This is a genomic window from Bradyrhizobium sp. KZN70725, assembly GCF_055264925.1.
Genome location: NZ_JBUYWT010000033.1, coordinates 1 through 23,756 on the forward strand (window position 1 = coordinate 1; position 23,756 = coordinate 23,756).

Sequence of the window (23,756 nt, forward strand, 5' to 3'; positions counted from 1 at the left end):
CTGGTTCCTCTCCCTCGGCGATCCATCTCGGCCTCCTCGACCACGTTGAATCTCCCTTAATATGCGATTCTCAACCCTCCAGATCGCGGCTTTCTGACTCAGTAAGATTAGAGGTCGGCCTGCATAGCAAGCCGAAGAATTTCTGCAATGTCATATTCGCGCGATCAGGTGAGCGCGGTCCCGACAAAATTTGGTGCCTGTTTCCGGAGCAGTCATGCTCAGGCAACGCTCCGGTGCGAGGGCGCTGCGTCGTATTTATCCCCAGCGGGTCAGCCGGATCGAAATGATGGTGGCGAGGCCGAACGCCACCATTGCACCGCCGACCAGCGCAAACAGCGTCCACGCCGGGGCGCTCACGGTAGCGAGCCACCAGCCGCCGATGCCGACTAGCAGCAGGCGGATGGTGCCGGCCAGCACCGGTCCGCCGACCTTGGCCGCGCCCTGCGAGGAGAAATAGAGACAGACGCCGACGCCGAAGAAGCCGAAGCCCGGGCCGGCCAGCGCGAAATAGGACGAAGCCGCGGCGGTCACGCCGGGATCGGTGGTGAACAGCGCAATCCACAGCGTCGGCTTGAGCGCGACCACAAGTCCGACGAAGCCAACGACAAGTCCGGCGACGGTGCCGGCGGTCCACGCCACCTTGCGGGCGCGGGTCACGAGTCCCGCGCCGATCGCCATGCCGACCATCGGCACCGAGGCGACGCCGACCGCGAACGCGATCGGGATCAGCAAAAACTCCAACCGCGAGCCCATGCCGTAACCGGCCAGCGTCTCGGTGCCGAAGCTGGCCAGGATCTTGGTGAAGATCAGGATGGTCAGCACGCTCTGCAGCGGCGACAGGCAGGAGATCGCGCCGACCTTGAGAATGTCGAGGAACATCGCGCGCTGGAAGCTGAAGGCGGCGAAGTCGAGTTTCAACCGGCTGCGGCCAGAGGCGAGATACCAGGCGAGGAAGATCGCACCACACGTGAAGGCCGTGAGCTGTCCGGCGGCGACGCCGCGCATGCCGAGACCGGGCATGCCGAACAACCCGAGACCCAGCACGCCGCCGACCGCGATCTGGATCATCGAGACCGTGATCAGAGTCATCGAGGGAATCCGCATGTCGCCGGTGCCGCGCACCACGGAGGCGAGCGTGTTGACCAGCCAGATCGAGATCGCGCCGGAGAACAGCACCTGCGAGTAATGCATCGACTGCTCGAGCACGCCGCCATGTCCGCCGAGCAGCGCATAGAAGTTTCGGCCGAAGCCCAGCATCATCACGGTGAAGAACAGTCCGGCGCATCCGCCGATGATTGCCGCATGCAGCGCCAGATCGGCGGCGCGGTCGCGGTCGCCGGCGCCGAGCGCGCGGCTGATCGCCGACGAGACGCCGCCGCCCATCGCGCCGGCCGACATCATCTGCGTCAGCATCGCGAACGGAAACACCAGCGCAATGCCGGCCAGCGGCTCGGTGCCGAGCCGGCCGATGTAAGAGGTCTCGGCCACCGCGACCAGCGTCGAGCCGAACATGGCGATGGTGTTCGGGATCGCGAGGCGAAGCAGCGTCGGCAGGATCGGCGCGGTCAGCAGGTCATTGACCGGCGTGGCGGGCGCGGGCGTGGCCGGCTGCACGTCGTCGATCGAGGCATCAATGGTCATGCGTCACGGCTCACTTCGCAAGCGGGAGAGGGGCGCACTGCAATCCAACGTCAGTGAACCGGGCTCGCAATCAATAAATGATGATCGACATGTTACGATGTTGCACCGATCATCGCCACCGCCGCCGATGCAGGGGTCACCACGGCAGGCCGCATAGGTCGATCTTGCCCTGGCGCGGCGCGCGGACGATGTCGTTGACGAACGGCGCCATCGCCTCAAAGCGGATCTGCCCGGAAGGCTGTTCGCAATAGACTTCGCCGCTGAAGGGATGCCAGCCGCGCGCCTGGTAGAACGCGAAATTGTGCGGCTCGCAGAATAAGATTGCAAATTTCACCGCGTCGTTGGCACGAATGGTGTGCACGGCGGCATCTAACGCCAGTGACGCATAGCCGCGCCGCCGGCAGTCCGCACGGGTCGAGACTCCGCCGATGCCGCCGACATGCACCTTGTGGCCATTCCAGGTGATGGTCCGGAAATAGATACCGACATGGCAGGCCAGCCCGCTGTCGTCGGGCGCATCGAGCAGTACGCGCAAATCCGCGTGGGCCCATTTGATGTCCGCCCAGACCGGCTTCTCGGCGGCATCCGGGCTCCAGACCGCCTGGAGCAGCGGCTCGGCGCGCCGCCACGACGCACCTCCGTTGAGAATGTCGATTTCGATGCTCATCGTCTGGGTCCTTGGTCTTGGTTCGGGCTGTGCCGATCTGTCATGGGCGATCCGAAAATGCGGTGTTTCTCCGCCATGGAACCTTCTATAAGGGGGGCCCGTTAAGTGTAGTCTCCCACCCTCTGTTGGACATTACCCCATGACCTTCACGCTACCCGATCTGCCCTACGCCCACGACGCCCTTGCTCCCTACATGTCCAAGGAAACGCTGGAGTTTCACCACGACAAGCATCACCAAGCCTACGTCACCAACGGCAACAACGCGATCAAGGGGACCGAATTCGAAGGCAAGTCCCTCGAGGAGATCGTGAAGGGTTCGTTCGGCAAGAACGCGGCCGTCTTCAACAATGCCGGTCAGCACTACAACCACATCCATTTCTGGAAGTGGATGAAGCCGAATGGCGGCGGCAGCAAGCTGCCCGGCCGGCTCGAGAAGAAAATCAACGAGGACCTCGGCGGCTTCGACAAGTTCAAGGCCGACTTCGCCGCTGCCGGCGCCGGTCAGTTCGGCTCCGGCTGGGCCTGGCTGCAGGTCAAGGGCGGCAAGCTCGAGGTCGCCAAGACTCCGAACGGCGAGAACCCGCTGGTCCACGGCGCGGTGCCGATCCTCGGCGTCGACGTCTGGGAGCACTCCTACTACATCGACTACCGCAACCGCCGTCCGGACTATCTGAAGGCGTTCGTCGAAAACCTCGTCAACTGGGACTATGTCGACGAGCTGTTCGGCAAGGCCGGCTAAGCGCGGCTTCGACCGTCGCATATTTCTTCACCCTCCCCTGAAAGGGGAGGGTCGTTTCGCATGCAGCGAAGCGAAATGCGAAACGGGGAGGGGTCATCTCTCAGCACGAGCAGTCTCTCAATGGAGAGACTGTGACCCCGCCCCGCCGCTCATTTCATTCGCATCGACCCTCCCCTTTCAGGGGTGGGTGATTTGAGTGTGCGGCAAGATGCGCCCTCACTCGACACACCAGCGGGGGCATTGGTGGGTAACGCGGCAAGCTATCTCCTAGTCTTCTTCGGCGGCGGTCTCGGTGCCACGTTGCGCCAGCTGATCAACGTCACCTGCGCGCGCTGCATCGGCACCGCGTTTCCCTACGGCACCTTCATCATCAACATCACGGGCTCGACCGTGATGGGCCTGATCGCCGGCTATCTCGCCTTCAAGGGCGACGCCTCGCAGCCCTGGCGGCTATTTTTGATGACCGGCATCCTCGGCGGCTACACCACCTTCTCCGCCTTCTCGCTCGACACCGCGCTGCTCTACGAGCGCGGCGAGCTCGGCCTTGCGGTGTTGTATGTCGCGGGCTCGGTCGCTCTCTCGATCGCCGGCCTGTTCGCCGGGCTCGCGATCATCAGGCATTTGACGTGAGATGCACTCGGGACCGCCGTCTCTGGAATACTGGATCACCCGCATGCGGGTGATGACACCGCGTGGTGTGGCAACTTGAATCGAGAACCATCCTTCCCGTCGTCCCGGCGAAGGCCGGGATCCATTACCCCAAGTCTCAAATGTTGCGCGCGCTGGGGCCGCGATCCCGTTCATCACTGAGTGCGGTGGTTATGGATCCTGGCTTTCGCCAGGACGACGTGGGAAGGGGTCTCGTCACCTTCCATGCGGAAACTGTTCATCTGTGGAACCCGCCAACCTCCCCGGCCGGCGGCATTTCCCGCCTCCAAATTTCCCTTTGGTAACCTCGCCTTAACCATGATTAGCGTTTGGTTAGGGTCGGAATGACGCGTGAAAAGCCCTCGTTTTGACATGTTGGCAGGGGAAGCAGGGCGCGGCTTTGGACGGGCCCCCCATGCGACAGATGTAAGAGGCTCTCGCGCAGTTTTGCCGCGCCGGGCGCGCGGCCGTGGAAGGGGTGCCGATTGGCGGCCCGCCGAATTGGGACACTTGCGTTGAGAGGATATTGCCGATGAATCCCGCCGACGTGGCTCAGTCAACTCTGCCACTGGCATCGAGCGACGTGTCGCTGATCGCGCTGTTCTGGCAGGCCCATTGGGTCGTCAAATGCGTGATGTTGGGACTTCTGTCCTGCTCGGTGTGGGTCTGGGCGATCGCAATCGACAAGATCCTGCTCTACGCCCGCACCAAGCGGGCCATGGACAAGTTCGAGCAGGCGTTCTGGTCCGGCCAGTCGATCGAGGAACTCTACCGGGCCCTCTCGGCCAAGCCGACCCAGTCGATGGCGGCCTGTTTCGTCGCGGCGATGCGGGAGTGGAAGCGCTCCTTCGAGAGCCAGTCGCGGTCCTTTGCCGGCCTGCAGGCGCGGATCGAGAAGGTCATGAACGTCTCGATCGCCCGGGAGGTGGAGCGGCTGGAACGCCGGCTGCTGGTGCTCGCCACCGTGGGCTCGGCAGGCCCCTTTGTCGGCCTGTTCGGCACCGTCTGGGGCATCATGTCGAGCTTCCAGTCGATCGCGGCCTCCAAAAACACCTCTTTGGCGGTGGTGGCGCCCGGTATCGCGGAAGCGCTGTTTGCCACTGCAATCGGCCTGATTGCCGCAATTCCGGCGACTATTTTCTACAATAAGTTCACTTCGGAGGTGAACCGGCAGGCCGCGCGCCTGGAGGGCTTCGCCGACGAGTTCTCCGCCATCCTGTCCCGTCAGATCGACGAGCGGGGTTGAGTTAGATGATGGTCACTTTTGCGGGTGCGCGATCATGGCGATGAGCATGGCAGGGTCCGGCGGTGGCAGACGCCGCCGCGGCGGCCGCAAGCCGGTCATGGCCGAGATCAACGTCACGCCGATGGTCGACGTGATGCTGGTGCTGCTGATCATCTTCATGGTCGCGGCGCCGCTGATGACGTCGAACATCGACATCGACCTGCCGGTGGCGAGCGGCGGCAAGTCGATCTCGTCGAACCAGCCGCCGCTGACATTGTCGGTCAAGCGCACCGGCGGCGGCTGCAACTCGAATGTCGAGCTCTATCTGGGTGACGCGCCGGTCACGGCCGCCGATTTTCCGGCCAAGATCAAGGCGATCGGTGACGCCCGGTCGGATGCCGAAAAAGTGGTCTATCTGCGTGGCGACAAGGACGTCTGTTACACGGATATGATGAAACTGCTCGGGGAGGTCCGGGCCGCGGGATTCAAGGCGAATATCGTCATCATCCCGGAAGGCGGATAACCACCATGCCAAGGCACGGGGAAGCCTGATTTGAAGGTCAAGGTCGACAAGACTCTGGCGGCATCGATTGTCCTGCACGTCCTCGTGATCGGGTGGGGCCTCGTGTCGTGGTCGACCAAGGCGTACGTGATGCCCGAAGAGGAATCGGTTGCCGTCGACGTGATCTCGCCCGACCAGCTCTCGCATGTCATGGCCGGTCAGAAGGACGGCAAGAAGGAAAATCCCAAGCCGCTGGTCGACAAGGTCTCTGAAGCCAAGCCGGTCGACGACACCGTCGGCAAGGTCGAGGAGAAAAAGCCCCCTGTCGTGACCGACACCGCGCCGCAGCCGGCGCCGAAGGTGGAGAAGCCGGAAGACAAGAAGCCGGATCCGCCGAAGAAGGTCGAGAACAAGCCGAAGGAAGAGCCGAAGCCGGTCGAGAAGAAACCCGATCCGGTGAAGCCCGACCCGATCGCGGAAGCGATCAAGAAGGAAGAGAAGAAGCCGCCGCCGAAGCCGGTCGCACAGGCCGCCAAGCCGCCGCCGGAGCAGAAGCCGAAGGATCGCGTGTTCGACCAGAGCAAGATCGCAGCCCTGCTCGACAAGCGTGACCCGACGCGGGCCGCGGCGACCGGCGATACGCTCAATGCCAATGCGGCGCTCGGCACCGCGAAGGGCAAGGCTGCCGACAACTCCGCGACCTGGGGCGCGATGTTCAAGCAGCAGGTCGAGCGCTGCTGGAAGAAGCCCTATGGCGGCATCGAGGCGCAGCAGACCGAGGCGGTGTTCTCGATCAAGCTGAAGCGTGACGGCTCGCTCGAGGGCATGCCGGTGCCGGAAGGCACGCCGGCGACGCCCTATCTGCGCGTCTATCAGGAGAGCGCGCTGCGGGCGATCATCGAATGCCAGCCGTACAATCTGCCGGCGGCCTTCTTCGACGAATGGAAGTATTTTGCGCCGGTGTTCACAGAGCGAAAGACCTGAGGGCGACGGCGTCGCTTGGCCAATAGCAAACAAAGTCTACGGACAATGACCGACCAGAACGATTTGCGTACAATGACGTTTCGCCTCGACCGCCGACAGATGATCTCCGGAATGGCTGCCCTTGGCGTGCTGGCCGGAAGCCGCAGCGCCTTTGCACAGAAGCGCGTCGTCATTCCGGAAGGCGACTTCGCGCCGCTGCCGATCGCGATCCCGAACTTCGCCGCCGGTACGCCCGGGGACACCGAGGTCGGTGTCGGCGTGACGCAGGTGATCACCAACAATCTGAAGCGCAGCGGCCTGTTTGCGCCGATCGATCAGGCGGCCTATCTCGAGAAGCAGATCAACATCGACGCGGCGCCGAACTTCAACAACTGGAAGAGCATCAACGCGCAGGCGCTGGTGACCGGCCGCATGACGCGCCAGGGCAACGGGCGCGTCAAGGCGGAGTTCCGGCTCTGGGACGTCAACACCGGCCAGCAGCTCGCCGGCCAGCAGTACGACACCTCGGCCGAATACTGGCGGCGCATCGCCCACATCATCTCCGACCAGATCTACGAGCGGCTGACCGGCGAGAAGGGTTATTTCGATACCCGCGTCGTGTTCGTCGACGAGAGCGGCTCGGCGGATCGCCGCGTCAAGCGGCTCGCGCTGATGGACCAGGACGGCGCCAATGTGCGCTACCTGACCCGCGGCTCGGATCTCGTGCTGACGCCGCGCTTCTCGCCGTCGACCCAGGAAATCACCTATATGGAATTCGGGCAGGGCGACCCGCGCGTCTATCTGCTCAACATCGAGACCGGCCAGCGCGAGATCGTCGGCAACTTCCCGGGCATGTCGTTCTCGCCGCGCTTCTCGCCCGACGGCCAGCGCGTCATCATGAGCCTGCAGCAGGGCGGCAACTCCAACCTGTTCGTGATGGATCTCCGCTCGAAGTCGATGACGCGGCTGACCGACACGCCGGCGATCGACACCTCGCCGTCCTACGCGCCCGACGGCACGCGGCTGTGCTTCGAGTCGGATCGCGGTGGCAAGCCGCAGATCTACGTGATGCCGGCAACCGGCGGCGGTGCACAGCGCATCTCGTTCGGCGACGGCACCTATTCGACGCCGGTTTGGTCGCCGCGCGGCGACTACATCGCCTTCACCAAGCAGGGCGGCGGGCAGTTCGCGATCGGCATCATGAAACCCGACGGTTCGGGCGAGCGCATCCTGACCTCGGGCTTCCACAATGAAGGCCCGACCTTTGCGCCGAACGGGCGCGTCGTGATGTTTTTCCGCGATCCCGGCGGCAACAGCGGCCCGTCGCTGTTCACCATCGACGTCTCCGGCCGCAACGAGCTGCGGGTACCGACCCCGGGCTTTGCCTCCGACCCGGCCTGGTCGCCGCTGTTGTCGTGAGCCGGGTGCAGAGCTGCTCCGGGAACCTCGGCGGCGGTCAGCACTTCTCACCTAGCGCACTGAATTTTATAGTGAATTCCGGTCGTCGCCTGGGCGCGGCAAGGACTTGCTAACGATGTTCGCTCAGAAAGACTTCACCTGCGATCAGTAAGAGTGCGAGCTGAAAAGGACGCGCGCTCTCACAATGCAGTTTGCAAGTCAGACGGGTGAACCGGACCGGTCGATGTCGCCGACGATTTCGGCGGCACTGGTCGATTCCCTGTTCATGAACCCAGCGCCCATGATTTTCGGCGCCTTCGGTCCCGCCATTGCGGGCGCCGTGATTGCGGCTGTCACGAGCAATCTGTTGTGCTGGCTATGCGTGCCGCTGTTCATCGTGGTGGGGCTGGCGCGCGCGCTGCAGATGTACCGCTACCAGCAGCGCAATTCCCGGCTCACCGTCGAAGAGTCCGTGACCTGGGAGAAGCGTTACCGGATCGGCACCATCGCCTACGGCATCTCGCTCGGCATCTGGGGCGTCACCGTGCTGCTCACGACCAATGATGCCGCCGCGCACATGCTGTGCGTGACCACGGTGGTCGCCTACACCTCGGCGGGGGTAGGGCGGACCTTCGGCCGGCCGCAGATCTTCCACCTGCATCTGTTGATGTCGATCGGTCCCCTGATCCTGGCGCTGATGTATGTCGGCGGCCCCTATCACATCGCCCTTGCACTGCTCAGCCTGGTGTTCTTCAGCGCCATCCGGCATCTGACCTCCAGCCTGCAGCGCATCTACGTCAACGCCTGGATCGCCAAGGAGCGCGAGGCCGCGCTGGCGGGCCAGTTCGATACCGCGCTGAACAACATGCCGCACGGCCTGTGCATGTTCAGCGCCGACGGCCGCGTTGCGGTGATGAACCACCGCTTCATCGAGATGATGAAGCTGTCGGACGATTTCGTGCAGCGCGGCGCCAGCGCGACCGACATCTGCAACGCCTGTGTCCTGTCCGGCTCGATCTCGGCCGCGGCCGCACAGCAGATCCTCTACGAGATCGAGAGCTCGCAGCGCGGCGATATCGTCACCAGCGATCCCGACCCAACCAAGAACCGCTCGCTCGACTGGACTTTCCAGCCGATGGCCGGCGGCGGCACGGTGGTGCTGGTCGAGGACATCACCGAGCGCAAGGACGCCGAGGCCCGGATCAGCCACCTCGCGCGCTACGACGAGCTGACCGCGCTGCCCAACCGCGTCAATTTCCGCGACGAAATCGGCCGGCTGCTCGCCATGCAGCACGGCGACCATCGCTCCGCATTGCTGTTCGTCGACCTCGACCAGTTCAAGCAGGTCAACGATACGCTCGGTCATCCCTGCGGCGACCAGCTGCTCTGCGCGGTCGCCGAGCGGCTGCGCGAGATGCTGCGGCCGGAGGATTTCGTGGCGCGGTTCGGCGGCGACGAGTTCGTGGTGTTCCAGCAGAACATCCACTCGCACGAGGACGCTGCGGCGCTGGCTCGGCGCATCGTCGACCGCCTCAGCGAGCGTTACAAGATCGACAACCATTTGGTCGAGATCGGCGCCAGCGTCGGCATCGCGATGACCGCGCCCGGCGTCGGCGCCGACACGCTGCTGAAGAACGCCGACATGGCGCTCTACCGCGCCAAGGCCGACGGCCGCGGTACCTTCTGCTTCTTCCGCGACGAGATGGCGCAAACCGTCGAGGCCCGCCGCATCCTCGAGCTCGACCTGCGCAAGGCGCTCGCCAACGAGGAGTTCGAGCTGTTCTACCAGCCGCTGATCAACCTGAAGTCCGGCAAGGTGAGCACCTGCGAGGCGCTGCTACGCTGGAACCATCCGGCACGCGGCACGGTCTCTCCGGTCGACATCATTCCCGTTGCCGAGGACATGGGCCTGATTGTCGATCTCGGCCGCTGGATCCTGCGCAAGGCCTGCATGGAATGCATGAAGTGGCCCGAGGCGGTCAGCGTCGCGGTCAACTTCTCGCCGCAGCAGTTCCACCAGCGCGACGTGCTGAGCGAGGTTCGCTACGCGCTCGAGGTCTCCGGCCTGCCGGCGCACCGGCTCGAGATCGAGATCACCGAATCCTCGCTGCTGCACAACACCGAGCTGACCCACGACTTGCTGTCCCAGTTGCGCTCGCTCGGCGTGCGGATCTCGCTGGACGATTTCGGCACCGGCTACTCGTCGCTCAGCTACCTGCACAATTTCCCGCTGCAGAAGGTCAAGATCGACCGCTCCTTCCTCGAAGGCATCGACAGCGACCGTCCGCTGACCCTGCTGCGCGGGGTGGCGCGGCTGTCGGCGGATCTCGGCATGTCGGTGGTGGTCGAGGGCATCGAGACCAATGAGCAGCTCGAACTGATCAGCGCCGATGGCGCGGTGACCGAAGCACAGGGATACCTGTTCAGCCGGCCGGTTCCCTCCGTCCGCATCCGCCAGCTGCTCAATGCCTCGCACGGCCGGCGGACCGACGAGCAACTGCACGTGGTTCCCTCGCGCTCGATCGCTTGACCCGGCGCAATACCCTCAATCGATAGTTGTGAGAGCCTTCGGCTGCACCATTCGTAGTGTGCCCTTGCGGCGAGAGGTTAACTGTATTGCCTCGATTGCTTTGACGGAAATTAAGAAGCTGTTAATCTTTTGGCCGCGCGTTGAAGTTGTTGCGTTGTTCAGGGAGTACCAAATGAGGTCCGCGGCCGAAGCCATCAAGCCCGCGACAGGAAGGCTTGCGGACCCTCTGGATCAAGTCGATTACCGCCTCGCTCAGACCCCGGAACAGAAAGACGAGATCTACCGGCTTCGCTATCGCGCCTATCTGCGCGAAGGTGCGATCCGGCCCTCGGCGGACGAGCGGGTTGTCGATCAGTTCGATGATGCGCCGAATGCCTGGGTGTTCGGTGTCTATCTGCAAGGCGAACTCTGCAGCTCGATCCGCATCACCGTGGTGACGCCGGAATGGCGTACCTCGCCGACGCTCGAGGTGTTCGGCGACGTGCTGCTGCCCAAGCTTGATCAGGGTCTGGTCTTCATCGACTCGACGCGCTTCGTCGCGGATCCCGAAAAGGCCCGGAACGTTCCGGAACTGCCCTATGTCACCGTGCGCCTCGGCTCGACCGCGGGCGTGCACTTCAACGCCGATTACGGCCTGGCGCCGGTCCGGCCCGAGCACATGGCGTTCTACCGGCGTGTGTTCCTGCACGAGACCTGGTCGGAGCCGCGGCTTTATCCCGGGCTGGTGAAGCCGGTCGGCTTGATGGCGTCGCATTTGCCGACGGTGCGGGAACGCGTGCTGGCCCGCTATCCCTTCCTGCGCTCCAGCGCCTTCGAGCGGCGCATGCTGTTCGACCGCGAAGGCCAGTTGCAGCCCGACGGCTTCGTGCAGCCGTTCGAGCGCGCTTCGATCGTGCCGAATCCCTGAGGGAATCGGCCATTCTCATCGAGTCAGTGTCGATCGACTGTTGCGCGCAGGCCAAATTGTCCTGCAAAAGCGGCCGGTTCCCGCGAACCTTGCCTCCCCTTCACCATCGCGCCACATTTGCCACCCATTAACCATCGGGGGCGCTTTTCGCCATTGCCTGGCATTTGATGGGGTTCAGCAAGGTCTCGTCAAGGTTGACGGAACGTTCGCTTAACCATCGCCCTGTAGACCGATTGGGTAGTACGAAGAGCGCGAGCGTGGAGGCTCCGGGAATGAATTATCTCCAGGGTATGAAGCTGGTTGCGGTTCTGGCGGTGGCGCTGTCGATGGGTGCCTGTGCCAACAAGAACCCGTTGGACGCCAATGGCGCGATTGGGGGCGCCGCGACCCCGGGCAGCCAGCAGGATTTCGTGGTCAATGTCGGCGACCGCGTGTTCTTTGAGAGCGATCAGACCGATCTCAGCCCGCAGGCGACGGCGACCCTCGACAAGCAGGCGCAGTGGCTGCAGACCTATAATCGTTACTCCTTCACCATCGAAGGTCATGCCGACGAGCGCGGCACGCGCGAATACAACATCGCGCTCGGTGCCCGGCGTGCCCAGTCGGTCCGCGCTTACCTCGCCTCGCGCGGCATCGATCCGAGCCGCATGCGCACCATTTCCTACGGCAAGGAGCGTCCGGTCGCGGTCTGTAACGACATCTCCTGCTGGTCGCAGAATCGTCGTGCCGTCACCGTGCTGAACGCCAGCTCCTGACGCGATCCTGAATGAGTGTTTTCAAGCCGGCGCCTTCGGGCGCCGGTTTTGTTTTTGCCGCATGAAGGCCCGGCCCGCCGTCATCAAGATGAACGAAGCTGCGCGCAATTGGCCGCTTGCTTGTTCCAGCGTCCGTACTAAACCGGTATCCCGCGACGCTGTCCCGGATTTGAAGTGCCAGTCACAATTCCGGCGTACTCCGTCTTTCAATGTCGCTCGCTTTTCACGTCGATCTCGTCGTCAGGGCAAAATGTCATCCAGGATTCATTTTCTTTCCTCCGCCGCGGCGATCGCGGCGTTGCTCGCCGTTTCCGCGCCAGTGTTTGCCCAATCCGACGATTCCGATGCTGAAATGCGGATCGAGCGGCTCGAGAACCAGCTGCGGCAGCTGACCGGCCAGAACGAGGAACTGCAATACCGTAACCGCCAGCTCGAGGAGCGGCTGCGGCAGCTTGGCGGGCAACCGCCCGGCCCAGCTGGACAGGCTCCGGCGGGCCAACCCGTTGCGGCGGCGCCACCGGCGCAGCCGCCGCAGGCCTACCCGCAAGCGCAGCCGGGCTACGCCCAGCCCCAGCAAGGCTACGGCCAGCCGCAGCAAGGATATGGCAGGCCGCCGCAGGGCGGCTATGACCAGCAGCAGCAGATCGCGGCGCCTGCGCCGATCGCGCAGGAGCCGGCGCCGGCGGCTTCCGGCCGCCGCGGCCGCGGCGATGCCTTCGATCCGAACCAGAACCCGAATGCCCCAGGGGCGCCGCGCGCACTTGGCGGCGGCGGGATGCCGATGCCCAGTGAGGCGGCGGTTGGTGCGCCCGGCGGCCGTGGCGCAGGCGAGCCGCTCAATCTCGGCAACACCAGCCCGCAGCGTGCGCCCGGCGCGAGCGCAGCCCTGACCACGCTGCCGCCGTCGGCGACGTCGAAGGACGAGTTCGACCTCGGCATCGGCTATATGCAGCGCAAGGACTATGCGCTCGCCGAAGAGACAATGAAGAACTTCGGCCAGAAGTATCCGAACGATCCCCTGGTGGCGGACTCGCAATACTGGCTCGGCGAAAGCTATTTCCAGCGCCAGCAATATCGCGATGCTGCGGAGACCTTCCTCGGCGTGACCACCAAGTTCGACAAGTCCGCGAAGGCGCCCGACGCCCTGCTGCGGCTCGGCCAGTCGCTGGCGGCGCTGAAGGAGAAGGAAGCGGCCTGCGCCGCGTTCGGCGAGATCACGCGGAAGTACCCGCGCGCGTCCGGCGGGGTCAAGGCTGCGGTTGACCGCGAGCAGAAGCGCGTGAAGTGCTAAACCAGATGCGGGAAGGCCGCTTCCGGCCTCTCCGCCAGCAGCTGGTTTTGCGATGCCCGACGATCAATCCGCCATCCCGGCAAGGGACGCCAAGCGCCTGTTCGCAGGCCTTGCGGGCGCGCCGGCGCTCCTGCTTGCGGTGTCCGGCGGTCCCGATTCAGTCGCGCTGATGTGGCTCGCCGCGCGCTGGCGCCGCGCGCTCGCGCAGGGACCGCGGCTGGTGGCGGTCACGGTCGATCACGGCCTGCGTCCTGAAGCGGCTCGCGAGGCGCGCGACGTCAAGCGGCTGGCGCGAAGTCTCGAGCTGCCGCATCACACGTTGCGTTGGACTGGACCAAAGCCTGGAACCGGCGTGCCGGCGGCCGCGCGCGCGGCCCGCTACCGACTGCTCGCGCAGGCCGCACGCAAGCATGGCGCCACGCATATTTTGACCGCGCACACCCGTGACGATCAGGCCGAGACGCTGTTGATGCGGATGCTGCGCGGCAGCGGCGTTGCGGGCCTTTCGGCAATGGCGCGCGAGACCGAGCGCGACGGCGTCTTGCTGACACGGCCGCTGCTCGACATCTCCAAGGCCCAGCTGATCGCGACGCTGAAGAAGGCGCGCATCGGCTCTGCCGACGATCCGACCAACCGCGATCGATCCTACACGCGTCCACGGTTGCGCGCGCTGATGCCGATGCTCGCGGCGGAGGGCGGCGACGCGCGGAACCTGGCGCGGCTTGCCGCGCGGATCGCGCGCGCCAACGCCGCGCTGGAGGTGCTGGTCGACGGCGCCGAGCACTATCTTGCGTTGAAGAGCGAGGATAACTCCGGCGCGGGCTTCGATGCTGCACTGTTCGCAGTAATGCCCGAGGAAATCCGCGTCCGTCTGCTCAAGCGCGCCATCGACCGCGTCGGACATGAGGGCCCGGCCGAGCTCGGCAAGGTCGAAACCCTGGTCGCCGCGATGGACGAGGCCTTGGATGGGACTTTGGGAAAACGCGAATCCAGGCTGAAACAGACCCTTGCCGGAGCGGTCATCAGCATCGCCGCCGGCCGGATCAGGATCGGCCCGGCACCGCCCCGCCGGGGGCGCTCCCGCTGAGCCGGGTTCGATTGTTTCAATCGCTGTCATAATCGGGCAAAGAGGCTTAACCACCCCGGAAAAACACCGGATTCAGCGCCATTTTTTGACCGGGAATCGCGCTAGGATGCGGTAAATAGTCGTGCGTGGTTCCCTTGGCATCTACCCCAGCGGCACCTAAATTGTATGCCATCGACGGGATGGATTCCCTGGGGATTCCCACAGAGCCTGCCCAAGGATAGAGAGAGGCCGCGATCCGCGCGACCACGAAGGAAGACCATGAACGCCAATCTGCGGAATTTCGCCCTCTGGGTCATCATTGTCCTGCTGTTGCTGGCGTTGTTCACGCTTTTCCAGAATCCTGGCCAGCGCTCGTCGTCCTCGGACATCTCGTTCTCGCAGCTTCTCACTGAGGTCGATCAGGGCCATGTCCGCGACGTCGTGATCCAGGGACCGGAGATTCACGGCACCTTCAACAACGGCACGAGCTTCCAGACCTACGCGCCGAGCGATCCGACGCTCGTGAAGCGCCTCTTTGACGCCAAGGTGCAGATCACCGCGAAGGCGCCCGGCGACAACGTGCCGTGGTTCGTCTCGCTGCTCGTCTCCTGGTTGCCGTTCATCGCGCTGATCGGCGTGTGGATCTTCCTGTCGCGGCAGATGCAGGGCGGCGCCGGCAAGGCGATGGGCTTTGGCAAGTCGCGCGCCAAGATGCTGACCGAGGCCCATGGCCGCGTCACCTTCGAGGACGTCGCTGGTGTCGACGAGGCCAAGCAGGACCTGCAGGAGATCGTCGAATTCCTCCGCGACCCCGGCAAATTCCAGCGGCTCGGTGGACGGATTCCGCGCGGCGTGTTGCTGGTCGGCCCTCCCGGCACCGGCAAGACGCTGATCGCGCGCGCGGTCGCGGGCGAAGCCAACGTGCCGTTCTTCACCATCTCCGGTTCTGACTTCGTCGAGATGTTCGTCGGCGTCGGCGCGAGCCGCGTCCGCGACATGTTCGAGCAGGCCAAGAAGAACGCGCCCTGCATCATCTTCATCGACGAAATCGACGCGGTCGGCCGTCATCGCGGCGCCGGCCTCGGCGGCGGCAACGACGAGCGCGAGCAGACGCTGAACCAGCTGCTGGTCGAGATGGACGGCTTCGAGGCCAATGAGGGCGTGATCCTGATCGCGGCGACCAACCGTCCCGACGTGCTCGATCCCGCGCTGCTGCGTCCCGGCCGCTTCGACCGCCAGGTCGTGGTGCCGAACCCGGACGTCGTCGGCCGCGAGCAGATTCTCAAGGTTCACGTTCGCAAGGTGCCGCTGGCGCCGGATATCAACCTCAAGACCATCGCGCGCGGCACCCCGGGCTTCTCGGGCGCCGACCTGATGAACCTCGTCAACGAGGCTGCGCTGACCGCCGCCCGCCGCAACAAGCGGATGGTGACGCAGGCCGAGTTCGAAGAGGCCAAGGACAAGGTGATGATGGGCGCCGAGCGCAAGTCGCTCGTGATGACCGAGGAAGAGAAGCTGCTGACGGCCTATCACGAGGGCGGCCACGCCATCGTCGGCCTCAACGTCGTCGCGACCGATCCGATCCACAAGGCGACCATCATTCCGCGCGGCCGTGCGCTGGGCATGGTGATGCAGCTGCCCGAGCGCGACAAGCTGTCGATGTCGCTCGAGCAGATGACTTCGCGCCTTGCCATCATGATGGGTGGCCGCGTCGCCGAAGAGCTGATCTTCGGCCGCGAGAAGGTGACCTCGGGTGCTGCCTCCGACATCGAGCAGGCGACCCGCCTTGCCCGCATGATGGTGACGCGCTGGGGCCTCTCGGAAGAGCTCGGCACCGTCTCCTACGGCGAGAACCAGGACGAGGTGTTCCTCGGCATGTCGGTCTCGCGCACGCAGAACGCGTCCGAGGCGACCGTGCAGAAGATCGACTCCGAGATCAGGCGTCTGGTCGAGGAAGGCTACAACGAGGCGACCAAGATCCTCACCGAGAAGCGCGAGGACCTCGAGGCGCTCGCCAAGGGCCTGCTTGAGTTCGAGACGTTGACCGGCGACGAGATCATCGACCTCTTGAAGGGCAAGAAGCCCAATCGCGAGTCGGTGCTGGAGCCGTCGACGCCGCGCGCATCCGCCGTGCCGCCGGCCGGCAAGCCGCGCCCGCGTCCCGATCCGGACACCGGCATGGAGCCGCAGCCGCAGGCGTAAGCCTCGCCCGCGATGGCCGGCACTTCCGGCAGACCAGTTGTGCAAAAGCTCGGCCTCAAGCCGGGCTTTTGTATTTTTGTCGACGGGTTGTCCGTTCCCTATGGCGACGTTGTCGGCGAGCTGCCCGCCGATGTGCTGGTAGCGAAGACCGCACGGGCACCGCTCGATGCCGTAGCACCTGTTCGCCGCCAAGGCCGAGGGGCTTGCGGCCAGGCTGCGGCGTTACCGTCATGCGATCGCCCCTGACGGCATGATCTGGGTATCGTGGCCGAAGAAGAGTTCGGGTGTCGCGACCGACCTTACGGAGAAGGAGGTCCGCGCAACCGGGCTCGCGAACGGCCTGGTCGACGTCAAGGTCTGTGCGGTCGATGACGTCTGGTCGGGGCTGAAATTCGTGATCCCGGTCAAGGACCGCGGCAAGCGCTGAGATCGCGCCTTTCGAATATCCGTGGCCTCCGCTGCAACGCCGTGGCATCCTCCCGCCAAGCCGTCAAACGGCACAGCCGCGATGTCTGAAGGCGCGGCAAGAAAAAGGGGAGGGGAGGTCGATGCGCAAGGCATTCGGCGCGCTTGGCGCCATTTCGTTCCTGCTGCTGCCCACGTCTTCTCTCGCCGCCGAGATGCGCGGCGTCACATCAACCGAAATCAGGATCGGCCAGACCATGCCCTATAGCGGGCCGGTGTCGGCGTTCGGCGCGCTCGGCAAGGGCGAAGCCGGCTATTTCAGGATGCTGAACGATCGCGGCGGCATCAATGGCCGCAAGATCAACTTCATCTCGCTGGACGATTCCTACGCGCCGCCGAAGACGGTGGAGCAGACGCGCCGCCTCGTCGAGAGCGACGAGGTCGCGCTGATCTTCTCCTCGATCGGCACCGCGCACAACACCGCGATCGCAAAGTACCTGCAGGGCAAGAACATCCCGCAGCTGTTCCTGGCCTCCGGCGCCTCGAAATTCGGCGACGTCACGCAATTCCCGCAGGCGACGATGGGCGTGCAGGCGCCGTTCCGCTACGAGGCACGGCTCTATGCGCGCTATGCGCTGGCGAAGAATCCGAATGCAAGGTTCGCCGTCATCTCGCAGAACGACGACTACGGCCGCGACTATCTCGCCGGCCTCAAGGACGTGCTCGGCGAGAGGTATGAGTCTCTGGTCACGGTTGCGACCTATGAGATCACGGACCCGACGATTGACTCCCAGATCGTCAAGCTGAAGGCCACCAATGCCGACGTCTTCGTGATCGCGGCGACGCCGAAATTCGCGGCGCAGTCGATCCGCAAGGCCTTTGAAATCGGCTGGCGGCCGATGACTTTCCTGTCCAACACAGCGGTGTGGATCTCGACCGTGATGCAGCCTGCCGGCCTCGAGGCCGGCACCGGCATCATCTCCACGGCCTATGTGAAGGATCCGGACGACCCGGCATGGAGCGACGATCCCGGCATGAAGGGCTGGCGCGAGTTCATGAGCGGATACGTGCCGGAAGGCGACCAGCACGACACCAACTACGTCAACGCCTACAACAGCGCGATGGCGCTGGAGGCGGTGCTGAAGGCCTGCGGCGACGATCTCTCGACCGAGAACATCCTGCGTCAGGCATTCGCGATCAAGGGCCTGGAATTGCCGATGTTGCTGCCGGGCATCAAGGTCAACACCTCGCCGGCCGACCACGTGCCGGTCGATCAGATGCAACTGATGCGCTTCAACGGCAAGACCTGGGATCGCTTCGGCGAGCTTCAGACAGGGAATTGAGGGTGGGGCTGATCGCGCTTGAACTGTGAGCGCCGGGGCTCAAACCCGTCATCCTGAGGAGCCGCGCAGCGGCGTCTCGAAGGATCGACGGCCCGACTGGTGGCCGATTCATCCTTCGAGGCTCGCCCAGCGGCGCAATTGCGCCGCAAGGCTCGCACCTCAGGATGACGGGCTCAGCAGTGCGCGATTCCAGGCAACGCAATAGCAAAGCTACTTCGAACCCGTGGCCGCCGCCGCGCCGGTCTTCGTCTCGTCCGAGCGCACATGGATCACGGCGATGTCGTCCTTGTACAGCCGCTTCCAGCCCTTCAGGTGATCCAGCGCGTTGCCGGCGGGCGAGTCCGAGCTCAGCAGCGTGGCATCGATCCGGTATTTGTCGAGCAGGCCCAGCAGCCGGCCGACGTCGCGGGCGTCGAGCGCATCGTAATAGTCGAGCACGAATTGCTCGCCATAGAGCTCGGCGCGGCCGTCGATGAACACCTTCATGTCGCGGCTGACCATGTAGCCGCCGAACGGCGCGGTGCTGAACACGCGTTGCGCCTTGTGCTGCTGCAGCACGTCGACCGCGGCAACGGGCGAGAACATCGGGAGGAATTTGAACTGATGCTGCGCGACGAACATCGCCGTCGTCACCCACGCGCCGATCACCATCACGATCACAGCCAGGATCGTGACGACGGGAAATGCGCGCGTTTCTCCGAAGCGGGCGGCGGTGGCGCCTGCCGTTCCCCATTGCTCGGCGATCGGCTTGGCGAGCACCAGCGGAGCGATGAACGCGAATACCTCGATGTTGCGGACATGGCTCAGCGCCATCCAGATCAGCCCGAGCAGCGGCAGGATCCGCGGCACCGACAGCGTCAGCCTGCGATAGCAGATCAGGCCGATCAGGCCGAGCAGCGTGGCTTCGAAGAAGCTGGGCTTGCTGAAATCGGCCGGCTTCCATTCCCCGATCAGCGTCAGCAATTTGCCGAGGCTGAGGATCTTGGTCGCGCCGAGCAGGCTGTTCCAGCCATAGGGCGTCAGGCAGCTCGCGGCCAGCGCGGCGAGGCCGAACAGGCCCCATCGCACGACAAGCTGGCGGCGGCGGCCGGGCTCCGCGTTCCACACCGCCTCCAGTCCGATCGGTCCGATCAGCGCCAGGCCGAGAACGAAGCCGCCATGCAGATTGGCCCACAGCGTCATCAGCGGCAGCAGCCACCATGACGGTGAGGCGCGGCGATCCGCGGCCACGAGCAGGCCGCCGATGAACGCCAGCAGCACCGGCAGCGCCAACACATGCGGCCGCGCCAAGAAGTGGATCGTCGACAACAGCAGCGCCAGCGCCGCGATCAGAAGCGCGCGCGCCGGATCGAAATACGGGCTCAACAGATGCAGGAAGATTGCGACCGTCGCGCCGATCGCCATCGACGACAGGATCACCGGCCCGGCCCAATCGCCGCCGTATACGAGCGCGTACACCACCTGCGACAGCCACGAGCTCGAGATCCAGGGCTCGCCGAAACGGGTGAACGAGAACACGTCCGATGTCGGCATCGCGCCGTGTTCGAGGATCCACTGTCCGACCCGGATCTGCCACATCGTGTCGGAATCGCGCAGCAGGATTTCGCCGGCCGAGAGATAAAACAGATAGGCGCCCACGGCGGCGCACAGCGGCACCAGTCCTCGCGCCGCGCTACGGCTGCTCACGCTGCTGGTGATGGAGAGTGACATGCGCTTTCTTGCTTGTTTCGGCCGGGGGCATCCAGAGCCAACGCCACGCGTGATGCTGGCGCGCACTCGACCACGGCTTCCGATAAATTCGGGTAAATGCCGCGGCGATATCGCGAGTGTGTGCAAGATCAGATGTCTCGATTTCGAGCGATCACCTTAGCCGGCGATTTACCATCGCGGCCCTGAACCGGTCGGGGAGAGGCCCGAAGCACCGCCGGCTCAATCAGAGGTGGTACCAGAGGTTGCAAAAAAATCCTTACAATTCCAGCTTGTCAACCAGTCTGAATAGTTGTTCACTTCTTCAGGCGATTGCGGGATCAATCGCTCAAAACGTTGAAGACTCGTGTGTTCTGCCGGTGGGCGCCGGCCGGGGCGCACGGCGGGGGGACGGAATGCCATGGTTTACCGGCGAACTCATCAGGTCGTGAAACGGCTGGCCGCGCGGCGCAGCGCCATCCTGTCGGCTGCGCGGGACGCGGCGGCGGCAGGCGGCATGGCGGCGGTCCAGATCGCACCCGTCGCGGTGCGGGCCAATGTCGCGGCGGGAACAGTCTACCGCTATTTCCCGTCGAAGGCCGAGCTGATCTCGGAATTGATCACGGAAGTCTCGCGCGACGAGCTCACGGCGATCCGGCGTGCCGCCGATGCCGCGCCAGGGCCGTCATCGGCGCTTGCCGCCGCGGTGACGACGATCGCGGTCCACGTGCTGTCGCAGCGCAAGCTCGCCTGGGGCATTTTGGCCGAGCCGGTCGACGTCGACGTCACCGCCTCGCGCCTCGCCAGCCGCCGCGATATTTCCGGCGAGCTGGCCATGCGCATCGATGCCGCGGTGCGCGCCGGACACCTGCCGGCGCAGGACACGGCGCTGGCCGCCACCGCCTTGCTCGGCGCGCTGCACGAAGCGCTGGTCGGCCCGCTGGCGCCGGCCAATCTCGACGATCCGATCAAGCTGCGTGACGCGGTGCAGACCGTGACGCTGCTTGCGCTGCGCGCGGTCGGCGTGATGGACGCACGCGCGCGTGGCCTCGTGGTGCAGGCGACGACTCCGGCGAAGGCGCTGGTCGGCGCCTGAGTCCAGGATGAGGCCAACGCGCGCGAAGAACACTTCTGTCGCATTGGCGTTGTAGTTTTGCGGGCTGGGTTCAACCAACCTCACGGAGCAACGCATGACGACAACCCATGGCTCGGCCAAATGGCAGGGCGGCATCAAGGACGGCAAGGGCGCGATCTCGACCAAGAGCGGCGCGCTCTCGGATTACCCCTACGGCTTCGCCAGCCGTTTCGAGGGCAAACCGGGTTCGAACCCGGAGGAGTTGATCGGCGCGGCGCACGCCGCCTGCTTCACGATGGCGCTGTCGCTGATCCTGGGCGAAGCCAAGCTCACGGCGGAGCATATGGAGACCAAGGCCGATGTGACCCTGGAGAAGGTCGCCGACGGCTTCGCGATCACCGCGGTGCATCTGACGCTGTCGGCGAAGATCCCGGGCGCCGACAATGCGACGTTCCAGGAACTGGCCGGCAAGGCGAAGGCCGGATGTCCGGTGTCGAAGCTGCTCAACACCAAGATCACGCTCGACGCGTCATTGCAGGGCTGATCGCGGCGGGGCGGGTTAGAGCGTTTTCGAGCGAAATAGGCACCGGTTCGTGTGAAGAAGACGCGTCAAACTGGAATCTAGAGCTGCGCGTCGCCCCTCGGGCCGACCGAGGCGATGCGCAGCATGTTGGTGGTGCCGGGCGCGCGCAGCGGAACGCCGGCAACGATGATGACGCGCTGGCCGGCCTTGGCAAAACCGTCGCGGAACGCAATCGAGCCGGCGCGGTCGACCATGTCGTCGAGATCGTGAGCGTCCTCGGCGACCACGCAATGCACCCCCCACACCACCGACAGCTTGCGGCCGGTGACGAGGTTCGGCGTGATCGCGACCACCGGCACCTTGGGGCGCTCGCGCGCCACGCGGATCGCGGTCGAACCTGATGACGTCCAGCAGATGATCGCCGACAGGTCGAGCGTCTCGGCGATCTGCCGCGCGGCGTCGGCAATGGCGTCACCCACCGTCGCTTCGGGATCGACGCGCTGCGCGTTGATCACGTTGCGATAGGTCGGGTCGCGCTCGACCTCCTCGCCGATGCGGTTCATGGTGGAGACTGCCTCCACCGGGAATTTGCCGGCGGCGGATTCCGCCGACAGCATGATGGCGTCGGCGCCTTCGTAGACGGCGGTGGCGACGTCGGAGACTTCGGCGCGCGTCGGCACCGGCGCCTGGATCATCGATTCCAGCATCTGGGTTGCGACCACCACCGGCCTGCCGGCGCGGCGCGCCATCCGGATCATCTGCTTCTGCAGGCTCGGTACCCGTTCCAGCGGCAGTTCGACGCCGAGATCGCCGCGCGCCACCATCAGCGCGTCCGACGCTTCGATGATGTCGGCAAGGCGGTCGATCGCCTGCGGCTTCTCGATCTTGGCCATCACGGCGGCGCGGCCGCGGATCATCTTCTTGGCCTCGATCACGTCCTCGGCGCGCTGCACGAAGGACAGCGCGACCCAGTCGATACCCTCCGGCAGCGCGGCTTCCAGGTCGGCGCGGTCCTTTGCGGTCATCGCCGACACCGGCAGATCGGTATCGGGCAGGCTGACGCCCTTGCGGTCCGACATCTTGCCGCCGATCACGACGCGCGTGATCGCGCGCTCGGGCGAGGTTTCCTCGGCGATCAGCCGCACCTTGCCGTCGTCGAGCAACAGCGCATGGCCCGGGCGGAGCGCCGCGAGGATCTCCGGATGCGGAAGCTGGACGCGGCTGTTGTCGCCCGGCGTCTTGTCGGAATCCAGAATGAAGCTCTGGCCGTTCTTGAGCTGGGTCGCGCCTTCAACGAACGAGCCAAGCCGCAGCTTCGGCCCTTGCAGGTCGACCAGGATGCCGATCGGCCGGCCGTAGCTCGATTCGACATTGCGGATGGTCTTGACCAGCTCCCGCATCTTGTCATGCGGGGTATGGCTCATGTTGATGCGGAAGACGTCGGCGCCCGCCTCGAACAGCTTGCGGATCATCGCGCTGTCTGAGGAGGCCGGGCCGAGCGTTGCGAGGATCTTGATTCGACGCAGTCGTCTCATGGTTTGTTTCCGGGTGGTGCGGCTGGCGGCAGACCAGACGCGCCCGGCGGCGCTGCGCCCGGCGGCGGGTTGGGCAGGCCCGGCATCGCCCCGGGACTTCCTGGACCCACGCCGCCCGGCATTCCCGGTACTTTCTGCGGCTGTTGTTCGTTGGCTTCGGTCAGCTGGACGGTCCATGCACGCTGCTCGCCGGTGTCGACCTCGAAGAAGCCGGTGCGGTCGAACCCGCGCGCCAGGCAATTTTCGGTGCCCTTGATGGTGAATTCCTTGTCGCGCGAGCACATGAAGGCCTGGCCGGACCATTCGCCGCCGCGATCATAGTCGAGAGCGTAGATGTAGTAATAGCGCGCCACAAGGTTGCCGCGCAGCAAGGTCTCGCAGGTGCGCGACGACACGTTCCACCAGCCCTCGGTGGTCCAGCCCTCGGCGTCCTTGTAGCCGAGCGCGATGCCGACGCGGCTCGAGGTGTTGTTGCAGAGCCGGAAATCGGCCGCCGCCGGGCTCGTCCACAGGCAGGCCGCGACCAGCGCCAGCACCGGCAGGAGGCCGGCCAACGTCAGACGGATATTGCGGGGAGCTGAGGCGAGGGAATCTGTTGGGCTCATGCAGCGAAGCTATATCAAATCATGGACGATTTCGCGTGCCCGGCCGGCAC

General features: G+C 64.9%; 21 protein-coding genes. 16 read left to right on the forward strand and 5 right to left on the reverse strand.

The window, feature by feature from the left end:
* Positions 1-255: 255 nt before the first annotated feature.
* Together ACZBJS_RS26855 and ACZBJS_RS26860 are read right to left on the reverse strand one after the other, a co-directional pair.
* Positions 256-1,641, reverse strand: coding sequence for an MATE family efflux transporter (locus ACZBJS_RS26855; protein ID WP_316396078.1), 1,386 nt, complete (start codon positions 1,639-1,641; stop codon positions 256-258).
* Positions 1,642-1,777: 136 nt separating this feature from the next.
* On the reverse strand, positions 1,778-2,308 hold the full coding sequence (locus ACZBJS_RS26860) for a GNAT family N-acetyltransferase (RefSeq protein WP_316396079.1): 531 nt from the start codon (positions 2,306-2,308) through the stop codon (positions 1,778-1,780).
* 139 nt (positions 2,309-2,447) lie between these two features.
* Here ACZBJS_RS26860 and ACZBJS_RS26865 point away from each other — a divergent pair, with 139 nt between their 5' ends.
* The 14 genes from ACZBJS_RS26865 (at position 2,448) to ACZBJS_RS26930 (ending at position 18,282) form a co-directional block, all read left to right on the forward strand.
* Positions 2,448-3,047 carry a superoxide dismutase gene (locus ACZBJS_RS26865; protein WP_016846956.1) on the forward strand — a complete coding sequence of 200 codons (600 nt, stop codon included), beginning with the start codon at positions 2,448-2,450 and terminating at the stop codon, positions 3,045-3,047.
* 243 nt (positions 3,048-3,290) lie between these two features.
* The gene (crcB, locus tag ACZBJS_RS26870) at positions 3,291-3,677 is read left to right on the forward strand and encodes a fluoride efflux transporter CrcB (protein WP_057018130.1); all 387 of its coding nucleotides are present in this window, start codon (positions 3,291-3,293) and stop codon (positions 3,675-3,677) included.
* A gap of 550 nt (positions 3,678-4,227) precedes the next feature.
* Positions 4,228-4,941, forward strand: coding sequence for a protein TolQ (gene tolQ, locus ACZBJS_RS26875; protein ID WP_016846954.1), 714 nt, complete (start codon positions 4,228-4,230; stop codon positions 4,939-4,941).
* Positions 4,942-4,975: 34 nt separating this feature from the next.
* The gene (locus ACZBJS_RS26880) at positions 4,976-5,443 is read left to right on the forward strand and encodes a biopolymer transporter ExbD (RefSeq protein WP_016846953.1); all 468 of its coding nucleotides are present in this window, start codon (positions 4,976-4,978) and stop codon (positions 5,441-5,443) included.
* Between the two features lie 30 nt (positions 5,444-5,473).
* Positions 5,474-6,406: a cell envelope integrity TolA family protein gene (locus ACZBJS_RS26885; protein WP_316396080.1), complete on the forward strand. Its 933-nt coding sequence runs from the start codon at positions 5,474-5,476 to the stop codon at positions 6,404-6,406.
* Positions 6,407-6,478: 72 nt separating this feature from the next.
* Complete coding sequence (gene tolB, locus ACZBJS_RS26890; RefSeq protein ID WP_028340643.1) at positions 6,479-7,804, forward strand: Tol-Pal system beta propeller repeat protein TolB; 1,326 nt, start codon at positions 6,479-6,481, stop codon at positions 7,802-7,804.
* Positions 7,805-7,988: 184 nt separating this feature from the next.
* Positions 7,989-10,313 (forward strand): putative bifunctional diguanylate cyclase/phosphodiesterase, encoded by a 2,325-nt coding sequence (locus ACZBJS_RS26895; RefSeq protein WP_316396081.1) that lies wholly within the window; start codon positions 7,989-7,991, stop codon positions 10,311-10,313.
* 172 nt (positions 10,314-10,485) lie between these two features.
* On the forward strand, positions 10,486-11,220 hold the full coding sequence (locus ACZBJS_RS26900; protein WP_057018120.1) for an N-acyl amino acid synthase FeeM domain-containing protein: 735 nt from the start codon (positions 10,486-10,488) through the stop codon (positions 11,218-11,220).
* A 272-nt stretch (positions 11,221-11,492) separates the two neighbouring features.
* Positions 11,493-11,975 (forward strand): peptidoglycan-associated lipoprotein Pal, encoded by a 483-nt coding sequence (gene pal, locus ACZBJS_RS26905; protein WP_016846948.1) that lies wholly within the window; start codon positions 11,493-11,495, stop codon positions 11,973-11,975.
* A gap of 250 nt (positions 11,976-12,225) precedes the next feature.
* On the forward strand, positions 12,226-13,266 hold the full coding sequence (gene ybgF / locus ACZBJS_RS26910) for a tol-pal system protein YbgF (RefSeq protein ID WP_168855424.1): 1,041 nt from the start codon (positions 12,226-12,228) through the stop codon (positions 13,264-13,266).
* A gap of 52 nt (positions 13,267-13,318) precedes the next feature.
* Complete coding sequence (gene tilS, locus ACZBJS_RS26915; RefSeq protein ID WP_316396082.1) at positions 13,319-14,353, forward strand: tRNA lysidine(34) synthetase TilS; 1,035 nt, start codon at positions 13,319-13,321, stop codon at positions 14,351-14,353.
* Between the two features lie 258 nt (positions 14,354-14,611).
* Positions 14,612-16,534, forward strand: a complete 1,923-nt coding sequence (gene ftsH, locus ACZBJS_RS26920; protein WP_057018122.1) for an ATP-dependent zinc metalloprotease FtsH — start codon at positions 14,612-14,614, stop codon at positions 16,532-16,534.
* A 250-nt stretch (positions 16,535-16,784) separates the two neighbouring features.
* A complete protein-coding gene (locus ACZBJS_RS26925) occupies positions 16,785-16,961 on the forward strand; it encodes a hypothetical protein (protein ID WP_316396084.1) in 177 nt (58 codons plus the stop codon).
* A 121-nt stretch (positions 16,962-17,082) separates the two neighbouring features.
* The gene (locus ACZBJS_RS26930) at positions 17,083-18,282 is read left to right on the forward strand and encodes an ABC transporter substrate-binding protein (RefSeq protein ID WP_316396085.1); all 1,200 of its coding nucleotides are present in this window, start codon (positions 17,083-17,085) and stop codon (positions 18,280-18,282) included.
* A gap of 210 nt (positions 18,283-18,492) precedes the next feature.
* Here ACZBJS_RS26930 and ACZBJS_RS26935 read toward each other — a convergent pair whose 3' ends face one another.
* Positions 18,493-19,992, reverse strand: a complete 1,500-nt coding sequence (locus tag ACZBJS_RS26935; RefSeq protein WP_316396086.1) for a hypothetical protein — start codon at positions 19,990-19,992, stop codon at positions 18,493-18,495.
* Between the two features lie 397 nt (positions 19,993-20,389).
* Here ACZBJS_RS26935 and ACZBJS_RS26940 point away from each other — a divergent pair, with 397 nt between their 5' ends.
* The gene (locus ACZBJS_RS26940) at positions 20,390-21,064 is read left to right on the forward strand and encodes a TetR/AcrR family transcriptional regulator (protein WP_026191806.1); all 675 of its coding nucleotides are present in this window, start codon (positions 20,390-20,392) and stop codon (positions 21,062-21,064) included.
* A 94-nt stretch (positions 21,065-21,158) separates the two neighbouring features.
* On the forward strand, positions 21,159-21,587 hold the full coding sequence (locus ACZBJS_RS26945; protein WP_016841620.1) for an OsmC family protein: 429 nt from the start codon (positions 21,159-21,161) through the stop codon (positions 21,585-21,587).
* 77 nt (positions 21,588-21,664) lie between these two features.
* Here the strand turns inward: ACZBJS_RS26945 and pyk are convergent, their stop codons facing one another.
* On the reverse strand, positions 21,665-23,101 hold the full coding sequence (gene pyk / locus ACZBJS_RS26950) for a pyruvate kinase (protein WP_316396087.1): 1,437 nt from the start codon (positions 23,099-23,101) through the stop codon (positions 21,665-21,667).
* Positions 23,098-23,706, reverse strand: a complete 609-nt coding sequence (locus ACZBJS_RS26955; protein WP_038377731.1) for a DUF1036 domain-containing protein — start codon at positions 23,704-23,706, stop codon at positions 23,098-23,100. Before ACZBJS_RS26955 ends, pyk begins: the two co-directional genes overlap by 4 nt.
* Between the last annotated feature and the right edge of the window lie 50 nt (positions 23,707-23,756).

Bases quoted from the DNA above. Each gene is read 5' to 3' on its own strand.
- tilS (WP_316396082.1), top strand. From the start codon at position 13,319: ATGCCCGACGATCAATCCGCCATCCCGGCAAGGGACGCCAAGCGCCTG.
- pal (WP_016846948.1), top strand. From the start codon at position 11,493: ATGAATTATCTCCAGGGTATGAAGCTGGTTGCGGTTCTGGCGGTGGCG.
- ACZBJS_RS26900 (WP_057018120.1), top strand. From the start codon at position 10,486: ATGAGGTCCGCGGCCGAAGCCATCAAGCCCGCGACAGGAAGGCTTGCG.
- ACZBJS_RS26855 (WP_316396078.1), bottom strand. From the start codon at position 1,641: ATGACCATTGATGCCTCGATCGACGACGTGCAGCCGGCCACGCCCGCG.
- ACZBJS_RS26955 (WP_038377731.1), bottom strand. From the start codon at position 23,706: ATGAGCCCAACAGATTCCCTCGCCTCAGCTCCCCGCAATATCCGTCTG.
- tolB (WP_028340643.1), top strand. From the start codon at position 6,479: ATGACGTTTCGCCTCGACCGCCGACAGATGATCTCCGGAATGGCTGCC.
- ACZBJS_RS26940 (WP_026191806.1), top strand. From the start codon at position 20,390: ATGGTTTACCGGCGAACTCATCAGGTCGTGAAACGGCTGGCCGCGCGG.
- ftsH (WP_057018122.1), top strand. From the start codon at position 14,612: ATGAACGCCAATCTGCGGAATTTCGCCCTCTGGGTCATCATTGTCCTG.
- ACZBJS_RS26945 (WP_016841620.1), top strand. From the start codon at position 21,159: ATGACGACAACCCATGGCTCGGCCAAATGGCAGGGCGGCATCAAGGAC.
- ACZBJS_RS26930 (WP_316396085.1), top strand. From the start codon at position 17,083: ATGCGCAAGGCATTCGGCGCGCTTGGCGCCATTTCGTTCCTGCTGCTG.
- tolQ (WP_016846954.1), top strand. From the start codon at position 4,228: ATGAATCCCGCCGACGTGGCTCAGTCAACTCTGCCACTGGCATCGAGC.
- ACZBJS_RS26925 (WP_316396084.1), top strand. From the start codon at position 16,785: ATGATCTGGGTATCGTGGCCGAAGAAGAGTTCGGGTGTCGCGACCGAC.
- ACZBJS_RS26895 (WP_316396081.1), top strand. From the start codon at position 7,989: ATGCAGTTTGCAAGTCAGACGGGTGAACCGGACCGGTCGATGTCGCCG.
- ACZBJS_RS26880 (WP_016846953.1), top strand. From the start codon at position 4,976: ATGGCGATGAGCATGGCAGGGTCCGGCGGTGGCAGACGCCGCCGCGGC.
- pyk (WP_316396087.1), bottom strand. From the start codon at position 23,101: ATGAGACGACTGCGTCGAATCAAGATCCTCGCAACGCTCGGCCCGGCC.
- ACZBJS_RS26935 (WP_316396086.1), bottom strand. From the start codon at position 19,992: ATGTCACTCTCCATCACCAGCAGCGTGAGCAGCCGTAGCGCGGCGCGA.
- ybgF (WP_168855424.1), top strand. From the start codon at position 12,226: ATGTCATCCAGGATTCATTTTCTTTCCTCCGCCGCGGCGATCGCGGCG.
- ACZBJS_RS26865 (WP_016846956.1), top strand. From the start codon at position 2,448: ATGACCTTCACGCTACCCGATCTGCCCTACGCCCACGACGCCCTTGCT.
- ACZBJS_RS26860 (WP_316396079.1), bottom strand. From the start codon at position 2,308: ATGAGCATCGAAATCGACATTCTCAACGGAGGTGCGTCGTGGCGGCGC.